29 protein-coding genes are annotated in these 25,114 nt (G+C 54.8%); 15 read left to right on the top strand and 14 right to left on the bottom strand.

The genetic code is table 11. The features are described 5' to 3' along the window. Nucleotides 1-80 precede the first annotated feature (80 nt). Both gapA and JT31_RS03710 read left to right on the top strand, forming a co-directional pair. Entirely contained in the window at nt 81-1,076 is a 996-nt protein-coding gene (gene gapA, locus JT31_RS03705) for a glyceraldehyde-3-phosphate dehydrogenase (RefSeq protein WP_016535960.1), read from the top strand. Between the two features lie 237 nt (nt 1,077-1,313). Next, the gene (locus tag JT31_RS03710) at nt 1,314-2,204 is read left to right on the top strand and encodes a D-hexose-6-phosphate mutarotase (protein ID WP_038473448.1); all 891 of its coding nucleotides are present in this window, start codon (nt 1,314-1,316) and stop codon (nt 2,202-2,204) included. Nucleotides 2,205-2,301: 97 nt separating this feature from the next. On the opposite strand, the gene JT31_RS03715 is transcribed toward JT31_RS03710, so the two are convergent. Then, nucleotides 2,302-3,048 carry a MipA/OmpV family protein gene (locus JT31_RS03715; protein ID WP_038473451.1) on the bottom strand — a complete coding sequence of 249 codons (747 nt, stop codon included), beginning with the start codon at nt 3,046-3,048 and terminating at the stop codon, nt 2,302-2,304. Between the two features lie 423 nt (nt 3,049-3,471). Between JT31_RS03715 and yeaG the strand changes: the two genes are divergently transcribed. Together yeaG and JT31_RS03725 are read left to right on the top strand one after the other, a co-directional pair. Beyond that, on the top strand, nt 3,472-5,406 hold the full coding sequence (yeaG, locus tag JT31_RS03720; protein ID WP_038473453.1) for a protein kinase YeaG: 1,935 nt from the start codon (nt 3,472-3,474) through the stop codon (nt 5,404-5,406). Nucleotides 5,407-5,477: 71 nt separating this feature from the next. Further along, nucleotides 5,478-6,761, top strand: coding sequence for a YeaH/YhbH family protein (locus JT31_RS03725; RefSeq protein WP_038473456.1), 1,284 nt, complete (start codon nt 5,478-5,480; stop codon nt 6,759-6,761). A gap of 90 nt (nt 6,762-6,851) precedes the next feature. Here JT31_RS03725 and JT31_RS03730 read toward each other — a convergent pair whose 3' ends face one another. After that, entirely contained in the window at nt 6,852-7,580 is a 729-nt protein-coding gene (locus JT31_RS03730; protein ID WP_038473458.1) for a MerR family transcriptional regulator, read from the bottom strand. Between the two features lie 130 nt (nt 7,581-7,710). Continuing rightward, nucleotides 7,711-8,901, bottom strand: a complete 1,191-nt coding sequence (locus JT31_RS03735; RefSeq protein ID WP_038473460.1) for a diguanylate phosphodiesterase — start codon at nt 8,899-8,901, stop codon at nt 7,711-7,713. Nucleotides 8,902-9,208: 307 nt separating this feature from the next. Here JT31_RS03735 and ycgZ point away from each other — a divergent pair, with 307 nt between their 5' ends. From ycgZ to JT31_RS03750, 3 genes are all read left to right on the top strand, one after another. After that, complete coding sequence (ycgZ, locus tag JT31_RS03740) at nt 9,209-9,457, top strand: regulatory protein YcgZ (RefSeq protein ID WP_038473463.1); 249 nt, start codon at nt 9,209-9,211, stop codon at nt 9,455-9,457. 165 nt (nt 9,458-9,622) lie between these two features. Further along, nucleotides 9,623-9,901 carry a hypothetical protein gene (locus JT31_RS03745; RefSeq protein WP_038473466.1) on the top strand — a complete coding sequence of 93 codons (279 nt, stop codon included), beginning with the start codon at nt 9,623-9,625 and terminating at the stop codon, nt 9,899-9,901. Nucleotides 9,902-9,950: 49 nt separating this feature from the next. Beyond that, nucleotides 9,951-10,217 (top strand): biofilm development regulator YmgB/AriR family protein, encoded by a 267-nt coding sequence (locus JT31_RS03750; protein WP_370527395.1) that lies wholly within the window; start codon nt 9,951-9,953, stop codon nt 10,215-10,217. 53 nt (nt 10,218-10,270) lie between these two features. Here the strand turns inward: JT31_RS03750 and JT31_RS03755 are convergent, their stop codons facing one another. After that, nucleotides 10,271-10,696, bottom strand: coding sequence for a GNAT family N-acetyltransferase (locus JT31_RS03755; RefSeq protein ID WP_038473471.1), 426 nt, complete (start codon nt 10,694-10,696; stop codon nt 10,271-10,273). 112 nt (nt 10,697-10,808) lie between these two features. Here JT31_RS03755 and JT31_RS03760 point away from each other — a divergent pair, with 112 nt between their 5' ends. Further along, nucleotides 10,809-11,303: a YbaK/prolyl-tRNA synthetase associated domain-containing protein gene (locus JT31_RS03760; RefSeq protein WP_038473473.1), complete on the top strand. Its 495-nt coding sequence runs from the start codon at nt 10,809-10,811 to the stop codon at nt 11,301-11,303. On the opposite strand, the gene yoaI is transcribed toward JT31_RS03760, so the two are convergent. Further along, nucleotides 11,304-11,408, bottom strand: coding sequence for a small membrane protein YoaI (gene yoaI / locus JT31_RS24230; protein ID WP_304515775.1), 105 nt, complete (start codon nt 11,406-11,408; stop codon nt 11,304-11,306). It abuts the gene before it with no gap. Between the two features lie 144 nt (nt 11,409-11,552). Between yoaI and JT31_RS03765 the strand changes: the two genes are divergently transcribed. Then, nucleotides 11,553-11,999 (top strand): DUF441 domain-containing protein, encoded by a 447-nt coding sequence (locus tag JT31_RS03765; RefSeq protein WP_038482738.1) that lies wholly within the window; start codon nt 11,553-11,555, stop codon nt 11,997-11,999. Here the strand turns inward: JT31_RS03765 and JT31_RS03770 are convergent. The 4 genes from JT31_RS03770 to JT31_RS03785 are packed head-to-tail and all read right to left on the bottom strand — an operon-like array spanning nt 11,980 to nt 15,118. After that, nucleotides 11,980-12,675 (bottom strand): amino acid ABC transporter permease, encoded by a 696-nt coding sequence (locus JT31_RS03770; RefSeq protein WP_038473475.1) that lies wholly within the window; start codon nt 12,673-12,675, stop codon nt 11,980-11,982. The genes JT31_RS03765 and JT31_RS03770 overlap by 20 nt on opposite strands. Continuing rightward, entirely contained in the window at nt 12,665-13,438 is a 774-nt protein-coding gene (locus tag JT31_RS03775) for an amino acid ABC transporter permease (protein ID WP_038473478.1), read from the bottom strand. Before JT31_RS03775 ends, JT31_RS03770 begins: the two co-directional genes overlap by 11 nt. Beyond that, nucleotides 13,435-14,259 (bottom strand): amino acid ABC transporter ATP-binding protein, encoded by an 825-nt coding sequence (locus JT31_RS03780; RefSeq protein WP_038473480.1) that lies wholly within the window; start codon nt 14,257-14,259, stop codon nt 13,435-13,437. The genes JT31_RS03775 and JT31_RS03780 overlap by 4 nt, the downstream gene beginning before the upstream one ends. A gap of 1 nt (nt 14,260) precedes the next feature. Next, nucleotides 14,261-15,118 (bottom strand): ABC transporter substrate-binding protein, encoded by an 858-nt coding sequence (locus tag JT31_RS03785; protein ID WP_038473483.1) that lies wholly within the window; start codon nt 15,116-15,118, stop codon nt 14,261-14,263. Nucleotides 15,119-15,411: 293 nt separating this feature from the next. On the opposite strand from JT31_RS03785, the gene JT31_RS03790 reads away from it, so the two are divergent. Then, a complete protein-coding gene (locus tag JT31_RS03790; RefSeq protein WP_038473485.1) occupies nt 15,412-16,947 on the top strand; it encodes a methyl-accepting chemotaxis protein in 1,536 nt (511 codons plus the stop codon). Here JT31_RS03790 and JT31_RS03795 read toward each other — a convergent pair. Further along, a complete protein-coding gene (locus JT31_RS03795) occupies nt 16,937-17,737 on the bottom strand; it encodes an AraC family transcriptional regulator (protein ID WP_038473487.1) in 801 nt (266 codons plus the stop codon). The two genes, JT31_RS03790 and JT31_RS03795, sit on opposite strands and share 11 nt — an antisense overlap. A 98-nt stretch (nt 17,738-17,835) precedes the next feature. Here JT31_RS03795 and JT31_RS03800 point away from each other — a divergent pair, with 98 nt between their 5' ends. Together JT31_RS03800 and JT31_RS03805 are read left to right on the top strand one after the other, a co-directional pair. Continuing rightward, nucleotides 17,836-19,038: an MFS transporter gene (locus tag JT31_RS03800; protein ID WP_038473489.1), complete on the top strand. Its 1,203-nt coding sequence runs from the start codon at nt 17,836-17,838 to the stop codon at nt 19,036-19,038. Nucleotides 19,039-19,061: 23 nt separating this feature from the next. Next, complete coding sequence (locus JT31_RS03805; protein WP_038473492.1) at nt 19,062-19,802, top strand: class I SAM-dependent methyltransferase; 741 nt, start codon at nt 19,062-19,064, stop codon at nt 19,800-19,802. Between the two features lie 133 nt (nt 19,803-19,935). Here the strand turns inward: JT31_RS03805 and JT31_RS03810 are convergent, their stop codons facing one another. Further along, the gene (locus JT31_RS03810; protein ID WP_038473494.1) at nt 19,936-20,643 is read right to left on the bottom strand and encodes a CTP synthase; all 708 of its coding nucleotides are present in this window, start codon (nt 20,641-20,643) and stop codon (nt 19,936-19,938) included. Nucleotides 20,644-20,806: 163 nt separating this feature from the next. Between JT31_RS03810 and JT31_RS03815 the strand changes: the two genes are divergently transcribed. Together JT31_RS03815 and JT31_RS03820 are read left to right on the top strand one after the other, a co-directional pair. After that, entirely contained in the window at nt 20,807-21,310 is a 504-nt protein-coding gene (locus JT31_RS03815) for a DUF523 domain-containing protein (RefSeq protein WP_038473497.1), read from the top strand. Next, complete coding sequence (locus JT31_RS03820) at nt 21,307-21,657, top strand: DUF488 domain-containing protein (RefSeq protein ID WP_038473500.1); 351 nt, start codon at nt 21,307-21,309, stop codon at nt 21,655-21,657. The genes JT31_RS03815 and JT31_RS03820 overlap by 4 nt, the downstream gene beginning before the upstream one ends. On the opposite strand, the gene JT31_RS03825 is transcribed toward JT31_RS03820, so the two are convergent. Continuing rightward, entirely contained in the window at nt 21,654-21,959 is a 306-nt protein-coding gene (locus JT31_RS03825) for a hypothetical protein (RefSeq protein WP_038473502.1), read from the bottom strand. The genes JT31_RS03820 and JT31_RS03825 overlap by 4 nt on opposite strands. Nucleotides 21,960-22,053: 94 nt before the next feature. After that, the gene (locus JT31_RS03830; RefSeq protein WP_038482741.1) at nt 22,054-22,932 is read right to left on the bottom strand and encodes a LysR family transcriptional regulator; all 879 of its coding nucleotides are present in this window, start codon (nt 22,930-22,932) and stop codon (nt 22,054-22,056) included. Between the two features lie 132 nt (nt 22,933-23,064). Here JT31_RS03830 and JT31_RS03835 point away from each other — a divergent pair, with 132 nt between their 5' ends. After that, a complete protein-coding gene (locus JT31_RS03835; protein ID WP_038473505.1) occupies nt 23,065-23,919 on the top strand; it encodes a Vmh family MBL fold metallo-hydrolase in 855 nt (284 codons plus the stop codon). Nucleotides 23,920-23,999: 80 nt separating this feature from the next. Here JT31_RS03835 and JT31_RS03840 read toward each other — a convergent pair whose 3' ends face one another. Continuing rightward, the gene (locus JT31_RS03840) at nt 24,000-25,109 is read right to left on the bottom strand and encodes an SDR family oxidoreductase (RefSeq protein ID WP_038473507.1); all 1,110 of its coding nucleotides are present in this window, start codon (nt 25,107-25,109) and stop codon (nt 24,000-24,002) included. Nucleotides 25,110-25,114: the final 5 nt, after the last annotated feature.

Raw genomic sequence — 25,114 nt, forward strand, 5'->3', positions numbered from 1 at the left:
GATTCCGCTTGACGCTGCGTAAGGTTTTTGTAATTTTACAGCCAACCTTTTATTCACTAAAAAATAGCTGGTGGAATACTATGACTATCAAAGTAGGTATCAACGGTTTTGGTCGTATCGGCCGTATCGTTTTCCGTGCTGCTCAGGAACGTTCTGACATCGAAATCGTTGCAATCAACGACCTGTTAGACGCTGACTATATGGCTTACATGCTGAAGTACGACTCAACTCACGGTCGTTTCAACGGTACTGTAGAAGTTAAAGACGGCCACCTGGTTGTTAACGGTAAAACTATCCGTGTTACCGCAGAACGTGACCCGGCTAACCTGAAGTGGAACGAAGTGAACGTTGACGTTGTTGCTGAAGCAACAGGTCTGTTCCTGACTGACGAAACCGCTCGTAAGCACATCGCTGCTGGCGCGAAAAAAGTGGTTCTGACTGGTCCATCCAAAGACAAAACGCCTATGTTCGTTAAAGGCGCTAACTTTGAAAAATATGCTGGCCAGGACATCGTTTCCAACGCATCCTGCACCACCAACTGCCTGGCACCACTGGCTAAAGTTATCAACGACAACTTCGGTATCGTTGAAGGCCTGATGACCACCGTTCACGCTACCACCGCTACTCAGAAAACCGTTGATGGCCCGTCTCACAAAGACTGGCGCGGCGGCCGCGGCGCAGCTCAGAACATCATCCCTTCTTCTACCGGTGCTGCTAAAGCAGTAGGCGTTGTTCTGCCAGAGCTGAACGGTAAAATTACCGGTATGGCGTTCCGCGTTCCTACCCCTAACGTATCCGTTGTTGACCTGACCGTTCGTCTGGAAAAACCAGCAACTTACGAGCAGATCAAAGCAGCAATCAAAACTGCTTCAGAAACCACCATGAAAGGTGTTCTGGGCTACACCGAAGATGACGTAGTTTCTACCGACTTCAACGGCGAAATCTGCACTTCCGTGTTCGATGCTAAAGCTGGTATCGCACTGAACGACAACTTTGTGAAACTGGTTTCCTGGTACGACAACGAAACTGGCTACTCCAACAAAGTACTGGATCTGATTGCTCACATCTCCAAATAAGTTGAGATGAGAACCTGATCCTAAAGGGCGACTTCGGTCGCCCTTTTTTTAAGGCTGCTGACAAAGCGTCATTATCCTTAAAAAAAGTCTGAGCATTGATATAAAAACAAATGATGTTCTCTGGTTTGCCCCAGGCAGCCGAAAACCACGTTTTTTGGCTGCCTGTCATCAATCTGAAAGGGCGACTTCGGTCGCTCTTTTTTTTGCCTGAAAGACCCAGGACTGAGGAAATAAGAAATGATTAATAAAATTTTTGCACTTCCGGTCGTCGAACAAATTACCCCTTCCCTGACCCGCCGCATAAACGATGAGCTGGACGTCATCGTGGTCGATCACCCGCAGGTTCGAGCGTCTTTCGCGCTCCAGGGTGCTCACCTGCTCTCCTGGCAACCCGCCGGTGAAGATGAAGTGCTGTGGCTGAGCGACATTACGCCTTTCCATAAAGGAAAAGCGCTGCGCGGCGGCGTACCGATTTGCTGGCCGTGGTTTGGCCCGGCGGAACAGGCTGGCCTTCCGGCTCACGGCTTTGCCCGTAACCTGCCGTGGACGCTGAGCGCTCACAACGAAGACGCCAACGGCGTGGTCCTGACCTTTGAGCTGCATAACAACGAAGAAACGCTGAAGCTGTGGCCGCATGAGTTCACGCTGTATGCCCGCTTCAAGCTGGGGAAAACCTGCGAGATTGAGCTGGAAGCCCACGGAGAGTTTGAAACCACGTCTGCCCTGCACACCTACTTCAACGTCGGCGACATCGCGGAGGTGAAAGTCAGCGGCCTCGGCAATCCGTACATCGACAAAGTGCTGAATGAAACGGCAGGCCAGCTTACCGACGGCGTGCAGACCTTCCCGGACCGGACCGATCGCCTCTACCTGGAGCCGGAAGAGTGCAGCGTCATTCACGATGCAAGCAGCCTGAAACGCACGCTAAATGTGGTTCATCATCACCATTTCAACGTCGTGGGCTGGAACCCGGGCCCTGCCCTGTCCGTTTCGATGGGCGATATGCCGGATGACGGCTACAAAACCTTCGTCTGTGTGGAAACCGCCTGCGCGTCTAAAAAGCAGAAAGCCAGCGCGGAGAAACCAACCCGCCTGAGCCAGACCATCAGCGTGGCGAAAAAAGGCTAAGCGAGTTTCACCCGCCAGGTGCAAAACGATAAGTCACTGCACCACAGATAAGCAAAAGGGGCGCCAGCGCCCCTTTTTAGTGCGTGTGTTGCACCAATCAGAAGCTGTAGTTCACACCCGTCAGCAGCACGCCGGTCCAGTTGCTATCGACCATTGGGCTGTCGGTCACTTCTTTCGACAGGCGCATGTAGCGACCCATACCGAATACGTTCCAGTCTGCGTTCAGCTTGTAGTTAACGGACAGCTCAACGTATGGCGACCAGCTGTTGCCCGCGTCGTACTCGTTCAGGCCGCTGCGGTTCGCTTCCTTGCCGCTTACGCCGTAGTAATAGTCGTTCTGTTTCTTGCTGTCCCAGACAACACCCACGCCCGGCGTCAGCGTCAGGCTGTCGGCATTGTAGCGGTACAGCCAGGCGGTGTCCCAGGTAATGCCGTTGCTGTTGTCGAGGATATCCCCGGCCAGCACGGTACGCAGGAAACCATATTCCGTGTTATGCACCCAGGAAAGACCAGCCATCACGGTAGAATGGCGGTAATCCAGCGCGCGCATACTGTCGTAGTTGCTGTCTTTCGGCCTGAAATGCAGCGGCGAGTAATAGGCGGTCACGGAGAGCTTGTCGGCTTCGTCATTCCACAGGTAGTAACCGGCGTTGAAGCCGCGGAAGTAGAAATTGTCACCTTCATAGCCAAGCAGAGGAGCCGGATAAACGCGGTTCTGGTCGCCTTTATAAGGGTTTGGCGAGACCAACGCACCGGCCCCAATAGACCATGGGCCCTCCGCGTGTACGGCAGTAACGGAGGAGGCAAGCAGTACGCCTAATGCGAGAAGTTTGAATTTGGTCACAATCCTTTCAGTCCTTTAATCAAATAATCAGCGCAAGAAGTGTAACCGCCCTTGGCTCTCATCCCAAATAATTTACTTAATCACAACCTTCAGCCAACTCATTAGCATCCCGCCGCCAGATGACGACGGATTTTCATCTTTATGTCAGCCATGTGAAAGCGAACTCTGCCGCTTATCTCAAAAGCGAAATTTTTAGGATGAGTTATTGATATGTCATTGAAATTGAGTTCTGGCCGTATGCAAGTTTTGCAAATGCCATCTACGCTTTATTTTAGGAAGATGAACCGCTGTGCGGCAGCATTGGCGCCGGGTATCAACCTGGCACAAGGGTTGCTGTTTATTTAGCAGACGTCTTCCGGGGAGCCCCCACTACACATACCAACGGCTCTTTAACCTGTGCTAAAAACGAAAGGACGGCATGCCATGAATATATTCGATCACTATCGCCAGCGTTATGAAGCTGCCAAGGACGAAGAGTTCACACTGCAGGAATTTCTTGCTATCTGTAAACAAGATCGCAGTGCCTACGCGAATGCGGCAGAACGGCTATTGACGGCCATTGGTGAACCAGTGATGGTTGACACTGCCACAGAGCCCCGGCTGTCCCGTCTCTTTTCAAACCGTGTGGTGGCACGCTACCCGGCGTTTGAAGAGTTTTATGGCATGGAAGAAGCTATCGAGCAGATCGTGGCTTACCTGAAACACGCTGCTCAAGGGCTGGAAGAGAAGAAACAAATTCTGTACCTGCTGGGCCCGGTAGGCGGCGGTAAATCGTCGCTGGCCGAACGCCTGAAAGCATTAATGCAGCGCGTGCCTATTTATGCGCTGAGCGCCAACGGCGAGCGTAGCCCGGTCAACGATCATCCGCTGTGCCTGTTTAACCCGCAGGAAGACGCCAATATTCTGGAAAAAGAGTATGGCATTCCTGACCGCTATCTCGGCACGATCATGTCGCCGTGGGCGGCAAAACGCCTGCACGAATTTGGCGGCGACATTACCAAATTCCGCGTAGTGAAAGTCTGGCCGTCTATTCTGGCGCAAATCGCGATAGCGAAAACCGAACCGGGTGACGAGAACAACCAGGATATCTCCGCGCTGGTCGGTAAAGTGGACATCCGCAAGCTGGAACACCACGCGCAAAACGACCCGGATGCTTACGGCTATTCCGGTGCACTGTGCCGCGCGAACCAGGGCATCATGGAATTCGTTGAGATGTTTAAGGCGCCAATCAAGGTGCTGCACCCGCTGCTGACCGCGACCCAGGAAGGAAACTACAACGGCACCGAAGGCATCTCTGCCCTGCCGTTTAACGGCATTATCCTTGCGCACTCGAACGAATCCGAGTGGGTCACCTTCCGCAATAACAAAAACAACGAGGCCTTCCTTGACCGCGTGTACATCGTCAAGGTGCCTTACTGCCTGCGCATCTCGGAAGAGATGAAAATCTACGAGAAGCTGCTTAACCACAGCGAACTGTCCCATGCGCCATGTGCCCCTGGCACCCTGGAAACGCTTTCTCGCTTCTCTATCCTGTCGCGCCTGAAAGAGCCGGAAAACTCCAGCATCTACTCAAAAATGCGCGTCTATGATGGTGAAAGCCTGAAAGACACCGACCCGAAAGCCAAGTCCTACCAGGAGTACCGGGACTACGCCGGGGTTGATGAAGGCATGAACGGGCTCTCAACGCGCTTCGCCTTTAAAATCCTTTCTCGCGTGTTCAACTTTGACCATGCAGAAGTGGCTGCGAACCCGGTTCACCTGTTCTACGTGCTGGAACAGCAAATCGAGCGCGAGCAGTTCCCGCAGGAACAGTCAGAGAAATATCTGGAATACCTGAAAGGTTACCTGATCCCTAAATACGCGGAATTTATCGGGAAAGAGATCCAGACGGCCTACCTTGAATCTTATTCAGAATATGGGCAGAACATTTTCGACCGTTATGTCACCTACGCTGACTTCTGGATTCAGGATCAGGAATACCGCGATCCGGACACCGGCCAGCTGTTTGACCGTGAATCCCTGAACGCGGAACTGGAGAAAATTGAAAAACCGGCGGGCATCAGTAACCCGAAAGATTTCCGTAACGAAATCGTCAACTTCGTGCTGCGTGCCCGCGCCCATAATAACGGTCGTAACCCAAACTGGACCAGCTACGAGAAGCTGCGCACGGTTATCGAGAAGAAAATGTTCTCGAACACCGAAGAGCTGCTGCCCGTTATCTCGTTCAACGCCAAAACCTCCACCGACGAGCAGAAAAAACACGATGATTTTGTCGATCGGATGATGGAGAAAGGCTACACCCGCAAGCAGGTTCGCCTGCTGTGTGAATGGTATCTGCGGGTTCGTAAGTCTTCTTAAGGGAGTTTCCTGCGGGTCACGCCGGGCGGCGTGACCCGTTTGCGCACCTGGCATAAGCAGTTGGGGGAACTATGGCCTACTTCATAGACAGGCGGCTTAACGGCAAAAACAAGAGCGCGGTGAACCGCCAGCGCTTCTTGCGTCGTTATAAGGCGCAAATAAAACAGTCGATATCCGGGGCCATTAACAAGCGTTCGGTTACCGACGTGGACAGCGGCGAGTCCGTTTCCATCCCAAATGAGGATATCAACGAGCCGATGTTTCATCAGGGCCGCGGCGGCCTGCGTCACCGGGTCCATCCCGGCAACGACCACTTCGTACAAAACGATCGCATCGAACGTCCTCAGGGCGGCGGCGGCGGTGGCGGGAGCGGCCAGGGTCAGGCGAGCCAGGACGGCGAAGGCCAGGATGAGTTCGTGTTCCAGATATCCAAAGACGAATACCTCGATTTACTGTTCGAGGATCTGGCGCTGCCTAACCTGAAGCGTAATCAGCACCGGCAGATAACCGAGTTTAAATCACACCGCGCGGGTTTTACCTCTAACGGCGTTCCGGCCAATATCAGCGTTGTTCGCTCGCTGCAAAACTCGCTGGCACGCCGCACGGCAATGAGCGCCGGTAAACGTCGCCTGCTGCACGAACTTGAAGAAAGCCTCGAGGCCGTGAGCCGCAGCGAACCTGCGCGGCTGCTCGAAGAGGAGCGCCTGCGCAAAGAGATAGCGGAGCTGCGGGAAAAAATCGCCCGCGTGCCGTTTATCGACACCTTCGATTTACGCTACAAGAACTACGAAAAGCGCCCGGAACCTTCCAGCCAGGCGGTGATGTTCTGCCTGATGGACGTCTCCGGTTCAATGGACCAGGCCACCAAAGACATGGCAAAACGCTTTTATATTCTGCTCTATCTGTTCCTGAGCCGGACCTATAAAAACGTGGAAGTGGTTTATATTCGCCACCACACCCAGGCCAAAGAAGTGGACGAGCACGAGTTCTTCTACTCGCAGGAAACCGGCGGCACTATTGTCTCCAGCGCCCTGAAGTTAATGGATGAGGTGGTGCAGGAACGCTACGATCCGGCGCAATGGAATATTTATGCCGCACAGGCCTCGGACGGTGACAACTGGGCAGACGACTCCCCGCTGTGCCACGACATTCTGGCGAAAAAACTGCTGCCGGTAGTGCGCTACTACAGCTACATCGAAATCACCCGCAGGGCGCACCAGACCCTGTGGCGTGAGTACGAAAACCTGCAGGCCACCTTCGATAACTTCGCGATACAGCACATTCGGGATCAGGATGATATTTATCCGGTGTTCCGGGAACTGTTTCAGAAGCAGACCAGCGATACCCACGGGTAACGTAAAATCAAAAGCCGGTGCTTCACCGGCTTTTTCTCTTCTCGATTGCAAAGAAAGCAAAAGAGTAATGTGAATCAGGCGTACGCCCTCTTATCGATGAAGCTCAATGTCGTATCCCCACTGCTTCCAGTGAGCAAACTGTTCTTGCTGCGCTTCCGACAGCACTTTTCCCGTCCATAAAAAAATATGCTGACCGGGGAAAAGCTCCGGGCGTAACGTTTCCACCGGCTCGGCAAGCACGTTAACATTCTTGTCTCTGCGGGATAGACGCCACGCCTCCAGCCACAAGGCTGTTCGATCGTCCGTTTGCCAGCCAATAAGCAGGATCTCTTCCCCACTTTGGCTCTGCGCTTCTGCCAGGCATTGAGCGCAGTGGCGGATCAGTACGCCATCTAGCAGGCTACGCATCAACGAAGCCGTAGATTCATCCTGAGCGAGTTTGTTTCTCACGGGTAACAAGAGATTGTCGATAAGCAGGTCGGCGCTGTGTTCCCGGCTCAGAGCCACAATTTTCTCGCGCAGCTTCGCAGGGTTAACCTTCCTGAGCAGAAGCATCATTTCTTCCTGCAACGTCACCCACAGCTGCTCTTCCGGCACGTGGCTACGCTCCAGCAGGGCTTTTACTTTGCCCACGGAAACGCCTTTGCTCATCCAGTACTTAATTTCTTCAATGCGCTGAACGTCCGCATCATCAAACTGCCGATGGCCGCCCTCGCTGCGCTGAGGTTTCAGTAAACCGTAGCGGCGCTGCCAGGCCCGCAGGGTGACCGGGTTGATGCCACATCGCTCTGCTACATCACCGATAGTGTAATAGGCCATAGTGTCCCTCCCCGTACACAGATCTCACGCTTCCATTAAAACACTAGTCAATCTGTTCAATGTGTACAATTTTTTTCCGGGTTGTACAAGTGAAACCTAAAAGCTTTTGGGGAGGTCACCAGCACAGAAGTTACAGTTCGGCCTTACGTTCTGGCCAGGCAATGCTAAAAGAGCCTCCCACGCAGGGTTTGGCGAACAGGTTGCCCTGGAAGTGCGAGATACCCGCCGCCTCCAGCCACATCCACTCTTCCGGTTGTTCAATACCGGTGGCTGAGACCGCAATTTCAAGCGAGGCGCAGCACCTGATGATCGCCAGAATAATGGCCTGCCGTGGCCCACTTTTATGGATGTCCCGGATCAGCTCACGGTTAATCTTGAGTCTCTCAGGCTGAAACTGCGCCAGCAGCTGCAGGCCAGCAAACCCTGCGCCAAAATCGTCAATCGCCAGCTTAATACCTGCCGATTTAAGCTGCCTGATGGCGCCGGTAAACGCCGCCATATGAGGAATGATCTCGCTTTCGGTGAATTCAATCACCACCTGCTCGGGGACAAGTCTGTTTGTCTCAATATCCGCCAGCAGTTGTTCTACGGCGCCAGGAATCATCACCAGCGTCATTGGCAGCAGGTTGATGCATAGCGTTTGCCGGCCAATGTCAGCGGCCTGAGCTGCGGCAAAAGCCGCCTTCGCGTGCAGCAGATCGAGTTGGTAAACATCGCCATCCGGCACTTCAGCTGAAACAGGATCCGCTGCTAACGCCTCGATAGCCGCGACAGAACAGGCCATCGGGTCAACAATAGGCTGAAAGGTTATATGTCCACGTGGAACATGCTTGCCGGATGCCTGATGAGCCGGCGCATCGATGATAAATTCCCATGAACCACGCGGAGGGATTTCAAAATAGTTCTCTTTTTCCGTCGACTCGATAAAAGTACGGAAAAAACTTAAAGCACGGTCATCGTAAGCCAGCTGATAACGGCTGGTACCCTTCTCAAGCACAACCTGTAATACATCGTTTTTATCGTGCTCTCTTAAATCAAAAAGCTCCATTCCCACCCGCCCGAAGCGGCGGGCCGGCGCGTAATCACAAAGCAGCTCAACAATGTTGTAATGGCGGTCGTCTTTACAGATAGCGCGATAAATCTTCTGCACGCCTTCTTCCGGGCCTTCCAGCAGCTGAAAGAAATGCGTGCCGTTGAAAAGCAGTATTCCCGTCACATCCGCTGCAATATTTTTCGCGTTTGCCGCGGAAACCATCGCCTGCAAATCCTCAAAAGGAGTGCCGGTATGAATGTGGCTGCGATAGATGACAGTGGTGAGCATGGTCGTTCCCTGCGGAAGTTTAAGGCCATAACTTAACAGATCGACGCTCTGACGTCGCCACAAACTCAACAAAACCTAAACAACTGAACAACATCCGACGTTTTCGACGTCGTTTCATCGGAATGCGTATGTACAACTTGCTGCATCAGCGAGTTGAAAATATACAAATATAACTTATTGATAAATAACAATTAGCATTTTTAATCAAAAAATAGCAAGCGAAGTAATACACCTTTATGTACAGTTTTTATAGCAATTGCATAACTTAGTTAACATCTTGCAAAGTGTGAACTTACAGGAGCGATTTATGCGACAGAACACTTTTACGTCCGGCCAGAACACCGCAGAAAACGATATTGCCCGCTACTTCAACGGCGCTACACCGCTCTCCCAGCAGGAAACTATGGGGCAAATCGTACTCGAAATTCTTAGCGATGGCCGCAACCTGAATCGAAAGGCGATCTGTACAAAATTGCTCTCTCGTCTGGACCGGGTTTCCGGGCCAGAAGAGGAAAAACATTATCAGGCGCTGCTGGGCATGCTTTTCGCCCGCTAACGTGATAGCCGAACCGGAGTGCCAGAAGATTAACGGCCTGCGCTCCCTCTCGGGAGTGAAGCCACAGAGTTGTAAATGCTGAATCCTTCCTCATTCTCAGGCTCCGGCTAATGACTTCATGCCAGCACTTATTCAAACACTGGCGCGGAAATCAGGAGTAACGACATGCAGAGAAGCGACGATGAACAATTAACGGATGAGATTATCGGTGAAGCAGCGCTATCGCTGCTCAACGGCAACAGCGCAATAAACACCCGCGCCTTAGTGGCCAGATTAGAAGCGATGCTCATAACGGAACAGGACTTACGGCGGCGTAGAGTGCTGCAGAAAATTATCGGTGAAATCGAGGGCAATATTTCCCAGGCCTCAGCGGGAAAGACAGAAAAAGAAGTGCGTGCAAAAGCGGTAGAGACTAACCAGCGCAACGCAAAAAACGTCCACTAGCGGCCCATGGCCAATAACTGAAAAACGGTGAGTGACTATGACACAGCTAATTTCCAATACCTCTGAAATACATACCGGGCATGCCAGCCAGGCATTATCCGACTACATCAGAAGCTCCGGAGACAGGCATGCCGAAGAGAACGCGGCCATTTCTCAGGCAATCACGGCCATTCTGTCTGCCAATAAATCCGTCTCCAACAAAGCCATTATTCTCTGGCTGGTTGACGCCCTGGAGACCACCGACGATGTGGTAATGTGCGATGTCTACCGCAACGCGTTGGAAATTGTTGTCGGCCACACCATGGACGATATTTAAAAAGCGTACAACGCATAAGAGGCCGGCATTGACCGGCCTTTATTATTGTTAACCTAAAGCGCCTTCTTCATAAAATACCTGCTGGTGCCTTCGGGCAAACAGTCGATTTTGCCAAACTCTTCCCAACCATGCTTCCGGTAGAAATCCGGCGCCTGAAAACTGATGGTATATAAAAAGGCCGCCACGCAGCCGCGCTTGCGCCCTTCCGCTTCAAACACCCTCAGGATCTCGCTTCCCAGCCCGTGGGCTCTTAGCTCCGGCGGCAGGTAAAAAAGATCGATAAACAGCACGCCCAATGAAGAACGCCCCAGCATTCCACCCACGACTTTCCCACTCTCGGGGCTGCGCACCACAACCGCCAGCGGTTTACGATCGTTTAGCCCGCTCATGGCGGCGTTAAACTCGCTAAGCCCCGCTTCGATCGGCAGCGAATGCTCCTCGCTGATGTAATCAGAAATCTCTAGTTTGAAACCCGACATCGCCTTCTCCAGCCAATAGCCAATCGCTGACTTTTCTTTTAAGACTAAAAAGTATTACTGTCTTGATGCACAAACTACGAATGTAAACGGGAAAATACCCAAAGGAAACCTAATGGCAAAAGGCGAAGACGTCCATCAACAACTCATCGATTTACTGGAGCAGCAGCAGGCTCGCTACCGGGTGGTAAACCACGTGGCGGCGGGGAAATGTGAAGAGGTCTCGGCCATTCGCGGGACCGAGCTTGGTCAGGGCGCAAAGGCGCTGGTCTGCAAGGTCAAAGGGAACGGCGTCAAGCTGCACGTGCTGGCGATTCTGGCGGCGGACAAACAGGCGGATCTGAGCCAGCTGGCGCAGCATCTTGGCGGCCTGAAAGCCTCGCTGGCAAGCCCGGCGGAAGTCGATGAGTTAACGAGGTGTGTCTTCGGCGCGATCCCACCTTTTAGCTTTCATGCTCAGCTCAGGCTGGTGGCAGATCCGTGTATTTTTGAACGTTTTTCGGAAATCGCGTTTAACGCGGGATTGCTGGAAAAGTCGGTGGTGATGAATACGCAGGATTATTTACGCATTGCGCGCCCGGAGCTGGTAAATTTCCACCGCCCGGAGTAGCTAACCGTGGCGTTCGAGATACAGGACCGACAGCACCAGCAACGAAGCTATGCCGAGGAACACTGCGGTAATGCACATCGTATCGAATAATGCTGGATCGCTCATCCGTCTCTCCTGCAAGCCATCGCGCGCCCGTTATGAAGGTTAATTATTGACCGCATAAATGACAGAATGATGAACGCAGCTAGCCGGCCATCAAGAACAACAATAAAAAGTTACTTCTCTCTTGTTTTGCAAGGAAATATCATGATTTTTGACCCCACGCTATTAATACTTCTGGCCCTCGCTGGATTAGGTTTTGTCAGTCACAACACCACCGTCGCCGTTTCAATCCTGGTACTGATAATTGTGCGCGTGACCCCACTTAGCACCTTCTTTCCGTGGATCGAAAAACAGGGCCTGACGGTCGGGATCATCATTCTGACCATCGGCGTGATGGCTCCCATTGCCAGCGGCACCCTGCCCGCCAGCAGCCTCCTGCACTCTTTTACCCACTGGAAATCACTGGTAGCGATCGTCGTCGGCATTGCCGTCTCGTGGCTTGGCGGACGAGGCGTTACGCTGATGGGAAGCCAGCCTGGCCTGGTGGGCGGCCTGCTTGTCGGCACCGTTATTGGCGTCGCCCTGTTCCGTGGCGTCCCCGTTGGGCCGCTGATTGCTGCTGGCCTGGTTTCCCTTATTGTGGGTAAGCAGTAGCCCCCTGCCGCTGCCAGCGGTGAATACGCCAGGCCAGCGCGCTGCACAGCAGGTAATACACCAGGCCGGTAAAGATAAAAATGGCCGCCGGGTAAATTTGCACCCGGCTGTTGACCTGTCCGGCCACGGTCGTCAGCTCCGGGACGTTGACGATAAACGCCAGCGAAGTGTCTTTGATAAGCGAAATAAACAGCCCGGCAAACGAGGGCAAAGCGTTGCGCAGCGCCTGAGGCAGCAGCACTAACCTCAGCGTTTGCCACGGCGAAAAGCCGCCAGCAATCGCGGCTTCATTTTGCCCCTTCGCCAGCGAATTCAGCGCCGCCAGCGTGGTGTACATCACCGCCGCCGAGGTAAACCAGGCCAGCGCCAGCGTTACGGTCAGCGGCCCCGGCAGGTCGCGTCCGGTCACGGCGGGCAGCAGAAAATAGAGCCAGAAAATAACAAAAATCAGCGGAATGCCGCGTATCAGGTCAGCCCAGATAAAAAGTACGCGGCGCACAACGCCGCCGTAGCGCCATGCCACACAGGCAAGCCCTAACCCAAGTACAAGCGCGAGGGCACCGGCGCCCACGGCCATCATCAGCGTTAACAGCACCCCGCCCGGTTCGCCCTGGGCCATTCTCCCCCACAGCAAATAGTCGAGGTTATCCGTAATCACCGTAACGTTAGCTATCATGCTGCGCCTCCTGCCTCATCCCCGCAGGTTTTCGCTGCCCACGCCGCCCCGGAGCAAAGAGCGTAAACAGCCCGCTCATCGCCAGACCTAGCAGCAGATAAAGCACCGTACCGACGGCAAAAGCCGCCAGCGCATGCGCGTTATAGCTTTCAATCCGGCGAACCTGACTGGTGAGCTCGGCAAAGCCAATGCCCGTTGCCAGCGAGGAGAGCTTCATTAGATTGAGATACTGCCCGACCACCGGCTGCCAGGCGTTAACCACCCCCTGCGGCAATAACACGCTGCGGAAAAGCTGCCAGTCGGAAAAGCCCTGAGAAAGCGCCGCTTCGGTTTGCCCTTTCGGCACCGCCTGCAGCCCGCTGCGAATCTCTTCGACTAAAAAGGCCGAGGTGAACAACCCCAGCCCCCACGCCGCACAAAGAAATTCCGGCGTAAGCCACCAGACACCGCCGGGTAGCTGCGACCAACTGTGATCGTCGTTAATAAACCCGCGCCAGCTCTGCGGGAGCGCGTTCCAGGCGGCGAAATACCAGAACAGCAGCTGCACCAGCAGAGGCGTATTGCGAAAAACTGAGACCCAGCTTGCGGTGATGTAACGCCCCAACCGGCCACCGGCCAGCCGCAACCCCAGCAGCAGCACGGCAAACAGCGTCGCGATAATTATCCCGGCAAGCGTCACCCACGCGGTTGTGAGTAAACCGGAGATAAGCCATGCCCGCGGGGCACCTGTCAGCACGCCCGCCCAGTCAAAATAGCTGTTCATGGCTCGTCCCTGGCGTCGGCATGCAGCGGGTCGAGCACCTTTTGCAGAAAACGGCGCGCGCGCGGATGCTGCGGCGAGCGGAAAAACTGCTCCGGCGGGGCCTGTTCGAGAATGGCCCCGCCGTCAATAAACACCACGCGATCGGCTATTTCACGCGCGAACTGCATCTCATGCGTCACCACAATCATGGTAATACCGCTGTGGGCGAGATCCTTCATCACCTGCAGAACTTCGCCGATCATCTCCGGGTCGAGCGCCGAGGTCGGCTCATCAAACAGGATTATTTGCGGTGAAGATGCCAGCGCCCTGGCAATGGCGACGCGCTGCTGCTGCCCGCCGGAAAGCTGCGCCGGATAATGCTGAGCTTTTTCAGCCAGGCCAACCCGAGCCAGAAGCGCCAGAGCCTGCTGATGTGCTTCCTCACGCTTCCAGCCGTGAACGTGGGTTAGCGACAGCGTAATGTTTTGCTCGGCCGTCAGATGGGCGTAAAGGTTGAACTGCTGGAAAACAAAACCGATCCGGCTTCGCAGGCGGCGAAGTGCGCTGCTGCTTAACCGTCGGGTGGGTTTCCCGTCGATATAAATATCGCCGTCGCTGAGGGTTTCGAGCTGGTTGATTAACCTTATTAACGTTGACTTACCCGAACCGGAGGGGCCGCAAATCGCCACCACTTCACCGGCCAGGATAGTCAGGTCAATGTCGCGCAGGACGGGGGTATCAGCGTAGCTTTTGCTCGCTTTGCGGAATTCCACGCTGGCGGACTGCAGATGCAAAAAATCCGCAGCCGAAGCTGCGGACAAATGAGGCGGTCTTTTAAACATATTATTTGGCTACAATTTTAAAGCTGCGCGGCTGCGGAGTTTTGCTCTCAGGGCCAAACCAGGCGTTATAAATTTGCTCCGCCTGGCCGTTTTGCTCCAGCTTCACCAGCTCGTCGTTAACCGCTTTCAAAAGGGAAGCCTCCCCTTTTTTCACGCCAACGCCAATCTCTTCCTTACTCAACAAGTCCGGCAGGATTTTAAACTTCGCCTTATCCGGCGCTTCGGCCAGCAGCCCGGCAAGAATAGTGCTGTCCTGGGTGATAGCCTGGACGTTACCGTTGCGCAGCGCGGTAAAGGCCAGCGGGATATCATCATAAGAAAGCACTCGAATTGACGGGAAACGCTGCACCAGCGCCTGTTCTCCGGTGGTGCCTTTTACCGCACCCACGCGTCCTTTCGCGTAGTCATCAAGCTTATCCGGCCCGGAAGCCGGGACCAGGAACTGCTGCCCGGTGACAAAATACGGGGTAGAGAAATCCACCACCTGGGCACGCTCCGGCGTAATGGTGATATCCGCGACGATTAAATCGACCTTCCCGGACTGCAGCAGCGGAATGCGGTTCGCCGGGTTGGTCGCCACCAGCTCAAGCTTAACGCCTAATGATTTTGCCAGCGCTTTCGCGAAATCAACGTCATAGCCCACGATATCGTGCGTTTTAGCATCTATGGAGCCAAAAGGTGGATTAGCGTCAAAAGTGGCAACTTTAACGACTCCGGCTTTTTGAATATCCGCCAGCTGGTCTGCGTGAACCACGGCGGAGGTCAGGCCGGACAGGGCCAGAACCAAAGCGGAGAGCGTTAATTTACGCTGCGTTATACTGTGTGAAGCTGTGTGCGTGAAAGCCTTTACCTGTGCCATTGATTTTCCTTGTTATCCCGTCTGTGAGCGAGCTATGTCCTTACGCTCGCACAAGCGCCGTCACCTCGCCAATGCTTAATCCTGCATTGCATATGCAGAAAACATATTAGTTAAAACAGGGTTAAATCTTTTACTTATAGATTTAACAAATAATTAAGTTAAGTGATTATTTTAAAAATAAAAAATGCCCCGTTTCAGGCATAAATTTGTGACTGAGGCGGTAGTTTTCAGATCCGGTGGAAAAGTTCCCCTCCCTCTCGCCGATAAGCTTTTCAAATAATAGGAGAGGCAAAATGAAATCACTGGCTCACAATTTGTTGCTATTAATTTGCTGTTCGATTTTGATGTCCGCCCTGGTCACCGCCATTTCACTCTACGGCAGCCACCGAAGTGCCCAAAGTACCGAAAGCGGCCTGCTGGCAAAGGATTTGATGTCTGACATCAAGCCCGCGCCGGTTTACCTGATTGAGCTGCGCCTGGTGCTCTCTCGCGTGGTAGAAGGCACGCTCAGCGTCGACCAGGCCGATGCGGAGATCAAACGCCTGAGCACGCAATGGCACCAGCGTGTCGATTACTGGAAAAGCACTCTGCCACCAGAACTTCAGGCCAACCTGCTCGGAGAACAGTACAAGGCGGGCATGGCGATGATTAAAGATGCCAATGACCTGGTCGAGCTTATCCGCTCGGGCGCGCCGACCCCGCTGTTTGAAAAGCTGAAAGCGGCCGATAAAGACTTCTTCGCCCATCAGAAAGGCATTGAATCCTTTGTCAAAGCTTCCGCAGAGTATGCCGATAACGCGGTCGAAAAAGCGCAGCACAGCAGCGCCAACTCGACGCAATGGCAGCTGATTGGCTCAGGCACCGCCGTGTTACTGCTGCTGGTTGTCGGCTGGTGGGTACACCGCACCATTTTCCGTTCCCTCGGCGGAGAACCGAGTGAAGTGGCCGAAATTGCCAATGCCGTAGCCTGCGGGGATCTCACCTGCGAAGTGAAAGTCCGCGACGGCGACAGAACCAGCGTGATGGCGGCGATGGAAACCATGTGCCAGCAGTTAACCATGGTCATCCACCTGGTTCACGAGAGCAGCAATCAGATCTCCAGCCGCTCCAGCGAAATCGCCAGCGGCAATATTGACCTCGCCTCCCGCACCGAAGAGCAGGCCAGCGCGCTGGAGCAAACGGCTTCATCAATGGAAGAGATGACCGCCACGGTTAAGCAGAACGCCGAAAATGCCCAGAGCGCCAGCCAGCTGGCTAATACCGCCTCAAGAAGCGCGGAACAAGGCGGCGCGGTTGTGGCGCAGGTAGTAGAAACCATGGACGGCATTTCAAGCTCGGCCAACAAGATAACCGACATTATTGGCGTCATCGACAGCATCGCCTTCCAGACCAACATCCTGGCGCTGAACGCGGCGGTGGAAGCCGCCAGAGCAGGTGACCAGGGCCGCGGTTTTGCAGTCGTTGCAGGCGAGGTTCGTAGCCTCGCCCAGCGTAGCGCCAGCGCGGCCAAAGAGATCAAAGGCCTGATTGAAGATTCGGTGAATCAGGTAGCCAGCGGCAGTAAACTAGTCAACGAGGCGGGCAAAACCATCAATACCGTGGTGCAGGACGTGAAACGCGTGGCGGCCCTGATGGTCGAAATCACCCACGCCAGCGACGAGCAAAGCAGCGGCATTGAGCAGGTAAGCACCGCCATCAGCCAGATGGATGTCACCACCCAGCAAAACGCGGCGATGGTGAATCAGGCTTCAGAAGCCGCCGAGTCGCTATTGGCACAAACCTACGAACTGAATACAGCTGTTTCCCAGTTTAAGCTGGCTAGTCTGTAAAATAGTCGCCGGCCAGGGTGCTCAGATAGCGCCCTGGCGTGGTGCCGAGCGCCTTTTTAAACATGGTGATAAACGCCGTGGTGGAGTCATAGCCCAGCGACTCCGCCACGTTTTGCACCGTCATTCCGCCAATTAACAGGCGCAGGGCAACGATAAGCTGCATCTGCTGCCGCCAGCGTAAAAAACTCAGCCCCGTCTCTTTCACCACCAGCCTCGCGAGGTTGCGCTCGCTCATCGCCATGTCCCCGGCCCACTGCGCAAGCGTCTTTTTCTCCTTCATATCCTTCGCCATGCTGTCCGCCATCGCGCGGATTTTCGGGTGCGAAGAAATCGGCAGCTGCAGCTGCTCGACCGGCTGATGAGGCAGTTCATCGAACAGCACCTGAACCAGACGCTGAATAGCCGCGCAGCCGAGATTTTCGTGAGGAACGTTGGACAGGCGCAGGATAAGCTCCCGCACCAGCGGGGAAATTTTCAGCGCGCAACACTCCTGCGGCATCTTGACCGCGTCCGGCTCAATAAATAAAAAGCACAGCCGCGCGTCCGCCGTTACCCGGTTGCTGTGCGGCATTTGCCCCGGTACCCAAACCGCATACTGCGGCGGCACCATCCACATTGAGTTGGTCACTTCGCTGGTAATGCCGCCGTGCAGCGCCAGAATAAGCTGCCCTTTGCGGTGGGTATGGATGGGCTTTTCGTCATAGGTTTGCGCGGCGCGAATGCGAAAGGCCAGCGCGGGCGTCACGATGCTGTCCGGGTCAAAGCCTTCGAGATCCAGGTCACGTTCCATAGCATGTCCGAATTTAGCGATAATCTGTCATTTTAGCTTGATTCGTAAAAAGGCAGAAGCGTGTATCTTTGCCTTACCGTTTTTCAGGACACAGACATATGACCTCCACGACTTCAGCGAGCAAGAAGAGCCGCATTCTGCTTCTGCTCGGCATTCTGATGATTGCCACCACCCTGCGCGTAACCTTTACCGGTGCAGCACCTCTGCTGGACATGGTGCGAGATGCACTTTCGCTGTCCACCGCGCAAATTGGTATTCTTACCACCCTGCCCCTGCTAGCCTTTGCGGTTGTTTCTCCACTTGCAGCCGGGATTGCCCGCCGCTTCGGCACCGAGCGCAGCCTGTTTGGTGCGTTGCTGATCATCTGCGCCGGTATCGCTTTGCGTTCCGCCGGCCACGCCGCGTTTCTGTATATCGGCACGGCCATCATCGGCTGCGGGATAGCCATGGGCAACGTGCTGCTGCCCAGCCTGCTTAAGCGCGACTTCCCCGGCCAGGTCGCCAAACTCACCGGCGCCTATTCGCTGACGATGGGCGTTGCCGCCGCGCTGGGCTCTGTGATGGTGGTGCCGATTGCCCTGCATGGTTTTGGCTGGTCCGGCGCGATGCTGTCGCTGATGGTTTTCCCGCTGCTGGCGCTGATTGTCTGGCTGCCTCAGTTGGGCAGCAGTACCGTGATGAACCTTTCCGGCAACCCCGCGCTGCACAGCCGCGGCATCTGGTCCTCCCCGCTGGCCTGGCAGGTTACGCTGTATCTCGGCATTAACTCGCTGGTGTATTACGTGATTATCGGCTGGCTGCCTTCGATTCTGATCAGCCACGGCTACAACGAGGCCGAAGCCGGGTCGATACACGGTATTCTGCAGCTCGCCACCGCCATTCCTGGGCTGTTTGTCGGCCTGATCCTCAGCCGCCTGAAAGACCAGCGCGGGATTGCCGCCCTGATGGCGCTGCTTTGGTGTATGGCGACGCTCGGCCTGTGGCTGCTGCCGGCCTTCTCTATCTTCTGGGTATCGCTGGGCGGCTTTGGCTCCGGCGCAGCCATGATCCTTGGCCTCTCGTTTATAGGTATGCGCACCGGTTCCGCGCATCAGGCGGCGGCGCTGTCCGGTATGGCGCAGTGCGTGGGCTATCTTCTTGCCGCCTTCGGCCCGCCGGTGATGGGTAAAATCCATGATGTTACGGGCAGTTGGGCGATCCCGCTGCTGGGCTGCGCGCTACTTTCGGTCGTCATGGGCGTCTTTGGGGCTTATGCTGGTCGCCAGAAAGAGATTGGCGTGGCGGAGAAAGCCCCCGCCTGAAGCGATAAACAAGGGAGGATCGAATGAAACCATCGGCACCGCAGAACATTTTTGATGACCCGGTATTCTTTGAAAATTACCGTCAGCTACGCGAACAGGACTCCGGCCTTAACGGGCTGCTGGAAATTCCCGAGCTATATTCCCTGCTGCCTGCGCTGGATGGCCTGAAGATCCTCGACCTTGGCTGCGGCTTTGGCGACTTTGCCCGCTTCGCGCGCACGCACGGCGCGGCAAGCGTTACCGGCTTCGACATTTCAGAAAAAATGCTGGCGCAGGCGCGCGCCGCGACCCAGGACGAAAACATTCGCTACCACCACTTGCCGCTGGAGCAGTTCACGGCGTCTGAGGAATCCTCGGATCTGGCTATTTCGTCGCTGGCGCTGCACTACATCGAAGATTTTGCCCGCCTGAGCAGCAGTGTCTTTGCCGCCTTAAAACCCGGCGGGCAGTTTCTCTTTTCCGTTGAGCACCCGATGTGTACCGCTTTCCCGGTGGGCTGGCAGCCGTATAAAGAAGAGGTTATCTGGCCGGTCAACCACTACCATCAGCAAGGTCTGCGTCATACCAGCTGGTTCGTGGAGGACGTGCAGAAATATCACCGCACCACGGAAACCTATGTGAATACCCTGCTCGACAGCGGGTTTGCCCTCACCCGAATGCTCGAAACCAAGCCCACAGAGGAAACTCTGGCGCAGCATCCCCGGCTGGCAAAAGAGATGCGCCGCCCGGCCTTTTTAATTCTTCGGGCGACAAAGCCTCGTTAAAGAGAAGGCCCGCTGTGCTGATTTAAGACAGAACCGTGCCTCGCTTTATGTCCGGCGCTGACTTAACCCGCAGCTTCTTGTTTTCCCCCTCGCCCCTCTGGGGAGAGGGTTGGGGTGAGGGGCCTTTCTGGTTTTATCTCTCAGCAGCAGCGAGGAATGCCTCAACCAGCGGGGAAGGTTTACCTTTGAGCGCATTGCGTTCGTGCTGGAACAGCGTGGCCACAAAGAACGGGTGCCCCTGAAGTTCAACCGCGCGAATCTCGCCCTGTTTATCCCAGCCGGTCGGCTTCAGCGGCTCATCGGCAAGCACGGTGGCAAACAGCTCCGCGATACCGTAATTGCAGTGGTAGCCCTCTTCAATTTCCGTCTCACCATAGGCACGCCCGACAATGGAGTCGGCCAGCAGCGCGATCTTGTCTGAAACTTCCACCAGCGAACAACTGAGGCGGCCAATCACCAGGCGCCCTTCGCTGGCGGTTTCCGCGTGGCCCGCATCTTTCCACCCCAGTACGTTACGTGCATATTCAACCACCGCATACTGGAACCCGGCGCAGGTGCCCAGGAAAGGCACGCCGTTTTCACGCGCAAAGCGGATCGCAAGATAAGCCGCGTCTTCATTCAGATAAGGGCTCGACGGCACGCACCAGATAGCATCGTAGCCCACGAGATCTTCATCGCTGGTCACTTCCAGCGAGGAGAGCCAGTCATAATCCGCGCTAACGCCAAGGGTAGCAGCCGCATTATCTAACGCCTGAGGAATGGCCTGATGAGCAATCACCGCCGGGTTATAATCGCCGATAAGCGCAATACGTAAAGTGGACTTCAGCTGTGTGTCTGACATGCTTTGGTTGGCCTTATGTTTGAGGGGAGAGAACAACATAAGGAATGATAGAGTAGGCTGTTTACTCCGCGCTGACAACCGCAAAAATTGGCAGGCCTTAGCCCCTATCCGGCAAGGCAAACAATGTAGTAACGTGTTGAGTTCACTTCGTCGATAAAAAACAATGAAAGCAAAAATACTGGTTAGCGCCTGCCTGATGGGGTTCAAAGTCCGCTATAACGGCAGCGAAAAGTCGCAGACTGGCGCGGCCCTCGCCCGCCTGCAGGATGAAGGCCGCCTGGTTATCCACTGCCCTGAACTCGCGGCCGGGCTTCCAACGCCGCGTCTTCCCGCAGAGCTTAGCGGAGGCGACGGTGAAGCCGCATTTCTCGGCCGTGCCGCCATTCTGGAAAGCGACGGCAAAGACGTCACCGAACCTTATCTTCTTGCCGCCTGGCTCGCGCTGCAAACCGCCAGGGAGAATAACTGTCGCTTTGCTATTCTTACCGACGGCAGCCCGACCTGCGGCAGCCAGAAAATCTACGATGGCCGCTTTGCAGGCAAAACGATACCGGGTCAGGGGGTAGCGGCAGCGCTGTTGCGCCAGCACGGCATAGAAGTCTTTGCCGAGCATCAGATCCCGCTGTTGCTGAGCAGGCTGGAGGAAGTCGATAAGGAGCAGGTATGATCCGCTGTAAACGAGTTTATGAAGCCCCCGATAAGGATGACGGCTACCGGGTGCTGGTTGACAGGCTTTGGCCGCGCGGGATGAAAAAAAGCGACCTGCGCTACGACGAATGGCCGAAGGCACTGGCGCCCTCAAATGAGCTGCGTAAAGCCTTTCACGGCGAAACAATCGATTTCGCCGCCTTCAGCGAGAGCTACAGGCAAGAGCTTGCACAGAATCTGGACGCCGCCAGAACGCTTGCCCGACACGGTGATGACGGCACCCTGACGCTGCTATACGGCTCAAAAAATACCAACCAGAACCATGCGCTGGTGCTGGCTGACTTTTTACGCCACTGCCGGGATTAATAGCTGAGGTGCAGCTCGTCTTCCTGCGGGGAAAAATCTTTATCCAGCGGCATTAAATGCTCGGCGCGCACAAATGCGTAGCCCTGCCGGCCGTCAAAGGCGATAACTTCGCCGGTCACCAGCCACAGCGGGTAGTTAGCCTCCAGCGGTAGCTGCGTCACCACACCCGTCACCGGGTTAACAAAACGCTCGCCCGGTTGGCACAGACCAAACAGCTCGACCGCCTTACCAATATTCACCCGCCCGGCTGCGGTACGGGCGCCAATGACCATCGCCAGGCTGCCCGGTTTTAATTGAAACATCTCTGCTCCCCTCACTTTTTTTGCCGCGAGATCAGAACATTCCTGGCACAAAAAGTAAACGGTATAACCGCCAGATACTGAGATTTTTCTTAATTTATTTCGCGAGCCTTTTCGCCAGCGCCGCCAGAAAAAGCCTCAGCGCGGCGGGAAGATAGCTCCGGCTGCGATAAATGCCGTAAATCCCCATCGACCGGGGGGGATAATCCTCGAGCACTTTAACCAGATCCCCGCGTTCAAACCGCGACTTCGCATCCTCTACCGGCAGCATGGCAATCCCTACGCCGTCCGCTACCGCATCCATCAGCACCACCGAATCATTAGCGCTAAAGTTACCGCCAACCTCCACGTTTAGCGGCTCGCCCTGCTCATCCACCATTTGCCAGATGTTACGCAGAAAATAGCTGTACTGCAGGCAGTTATGGTGTTCCAGCTCGACCGGAGAGCGCGGCATCCCCCGCTTCTCGATATAAGCAGGAGAAGCGTAGAGCATGGAGTCACACTCCCCTAACCGGCGGGCAATAATATTCGGGTCGAGATCGTTAGTGATGCGAATGGCCAGATCGATACGCTCTTCAATCATGTTCACCGCCTGGCTGCTGACGTGCAGCTCAACTCGAAGATCCGGGTAATCACTCAGAAAGTCGGACAAAAAAGGCACGATGTAATACCGTGCGCCAAACTGTGAACAGGCTACGCGCAGGGTGCCGGAGGGCAAATCCTGCTGATTCTGAGCGGTTATGCTTTCTGCTACCTCATTGAGCGCACGGGTCTGCTGCAGCACCCGCTCGCCGGTCGGCGTTAACGTTAGCTTACGTGAGGAACGATGCAGCAGGCGCTCTCCGGCCCAGTGTTCCATTTGCTCCAGGTAACGGCTGACCATCGGGCGGGACATATTCAGCGCCCGCGCCGCAGCACTCAGGCTGCCCAGCTCACAAATGCGTATATAGACTTTCGCCGCGATGACTCTGTCCATTTCTTCGCCCATCTGCTCGATTTATGAAATTCATCTTACCTTAATAAAGCCATTACGATTCACAAAATGCAATTTACACTGATTCTCATTCCCAAACGGGCTTATTCATTCAGTTGATCAGGATAGAAAAAGATGAAGACACATACCCTGGCTGCGGCCACCGTCACCCTTTTGTTCAGCAGCGCCAGCTTTGCTGCCCCACTGACGCTCGACGTCTACAACCCGCAGGACAAAGGCGTATTCCCGGTCACCTCTACGTTGATTAGCGGCCCGACGGAAGCCACGCTCGTTGATGCCCAGTTCAGCGTCAAAGACGGTGAGGAGCTAGTGAAGATTATCCAGCACAGCGGAAAAAAGCTGACCCGCATTCTCATCACCGCCGGTGACCCGGACTATTACTTCGGCCTGGAGCCGATTGTTAAGGCGTATCCGCAGGTAAAAATTGAGGCCACGCCGCTGGTCGTCGACCATATCAGCAAGACCAAAGCAGAGAAGATCAAATACTGGGGCCCGATTCTGAAAGATGGCGCGCCAAATGAAGTCTTCGTGCCTCAGGTTACGCACGACACCACTTTCACCGTCGATGGTGAAAAAATTGAGCTGCGCCAGCCGGCTTCACACGCGGCATATTTGTGGATCCCGGCCAATAAAACGATCCTCGGCGGCGTAGGCGTCAGTTCAGGGATTCATATCTGGACGGCCGATTCCCAGACCAAAGCCGCGCGTCAGGAATGGCGCGATGTGCTGGATGAAATGGCCGCGCTCAAGCCACAGCGCGTGATCCCTGGGCACTACATCGGAGAAGTTAAGCCAGGCGCGGTGCCGGTGGTCTTCACCGGCGACTATTTAGCCGACTTCGAGCTGGCGCTGAAAAAAGGGAAAAGTGCCCCGGTCATTGCCGAGATGAAGCAAAAGTATCCGGGCCTTGCCGATGAAAGCTCTCTGGAAATGAGCGCCAAAGTGAATACCGGCGAAATGAAGTGGTGATCCGCTAAACGTGAAAAAGGGAGCCTAAGCTCCCTTTAATATCACTAACAAACTGAAAAGGGAGCCTAAGCTCCCTTTTTTTATTTGAAGTCGACCTTCATCAGCTCCGGAATTGAATAATCCCGGGTGGTTTCCACGCAGCGGCTGATGTAATCCACAAAGCGCGGCGGCGGCGACATGCCTAAATCTAACAGCTTCTCGTTAGAGAAGCGGACGTTCAGCATGGAGAACTCTCCGTACAGGCGCATCGCACGCAGCATCAGGCGTTCATTGCACGGCCCGTAAATAGACTTAAAGCTGCGGCGGCTCTTCACCAGCTCGCTGTAATCCACCTGCTCGTAATTGGAGAAGATAGGCGTCTGGTTCAGCGCGCTGGACATCGCTTCGTCGATATCAGCAAAGCGGATGCTGCTCACGTCCCCGGCAGAGATGTGGTAGATCTTCTCTTTCAGCGAGTCGCTCTTCGCCAGCAGCAGCAGCGCTTCGGCGCAGTAATCCACCGGAATAACGTCGATTTTGTCATCGAGCGAGCACATGAATTTGCCGAGCATCAGCACCATGCGGAAGACCCAGAAAATGCTGCTGGACGGGCGGCAGCCCTGCTCGCTATGGCCCACCACGATAGACGGACGAGCGATAACCAGCGGCAGCTGCGGGAACTGCTCGGACATCATGCGTTCGATGGTCGATTTGGACCAGGTGTACTGCACCAGGTGCTCTTCTTCCGGCTTGCTGGACATGCTTTCCGTCACCAGGGTACCCGCATCCGGCACGCAGGACATCGCGGTGCCCACGTGCAGGAAACGCTGCAGGCCTTTGACCTGAGACATACGGCGCGCAAACTGCAGGGTTCCCTCAACGTTTACCTTCCAGATCAGCGCATTCTCGCCAAACGACGCAACCGCAGCACAGTTAATCACGTGCGTAACGCCGGAGATTCTTTCGTCATCGAGAAAATGTTCAGGCTCGGCTAAATCACCCAGCAATATATTTTCCGGATTAATTTGGGCTATCTGTGCATCAGTACAGCCAAAATTAGCAAGGTTATTTCTGATTCTGGCCACGCCCTCCTGAGGAGAGTTCGCTCGCACCAATAACAATACGGAACTAAAAGAGGATTCGGAAAGGGCTCGAGCTAATACCGCGCCGCCCAGGAAACCTGTCGCACCGGTAATCAAAAGATGATTCATTATTA

This window comes from Cedecea neteri, assembly GCF_000757825.1.
Lineage (GTDB): Bacteria > Pseudomonadota > Gammaproteobacteria > Enterobacterales > Enterobacteriaceae > Cedecea > Cedecea selenatireducens.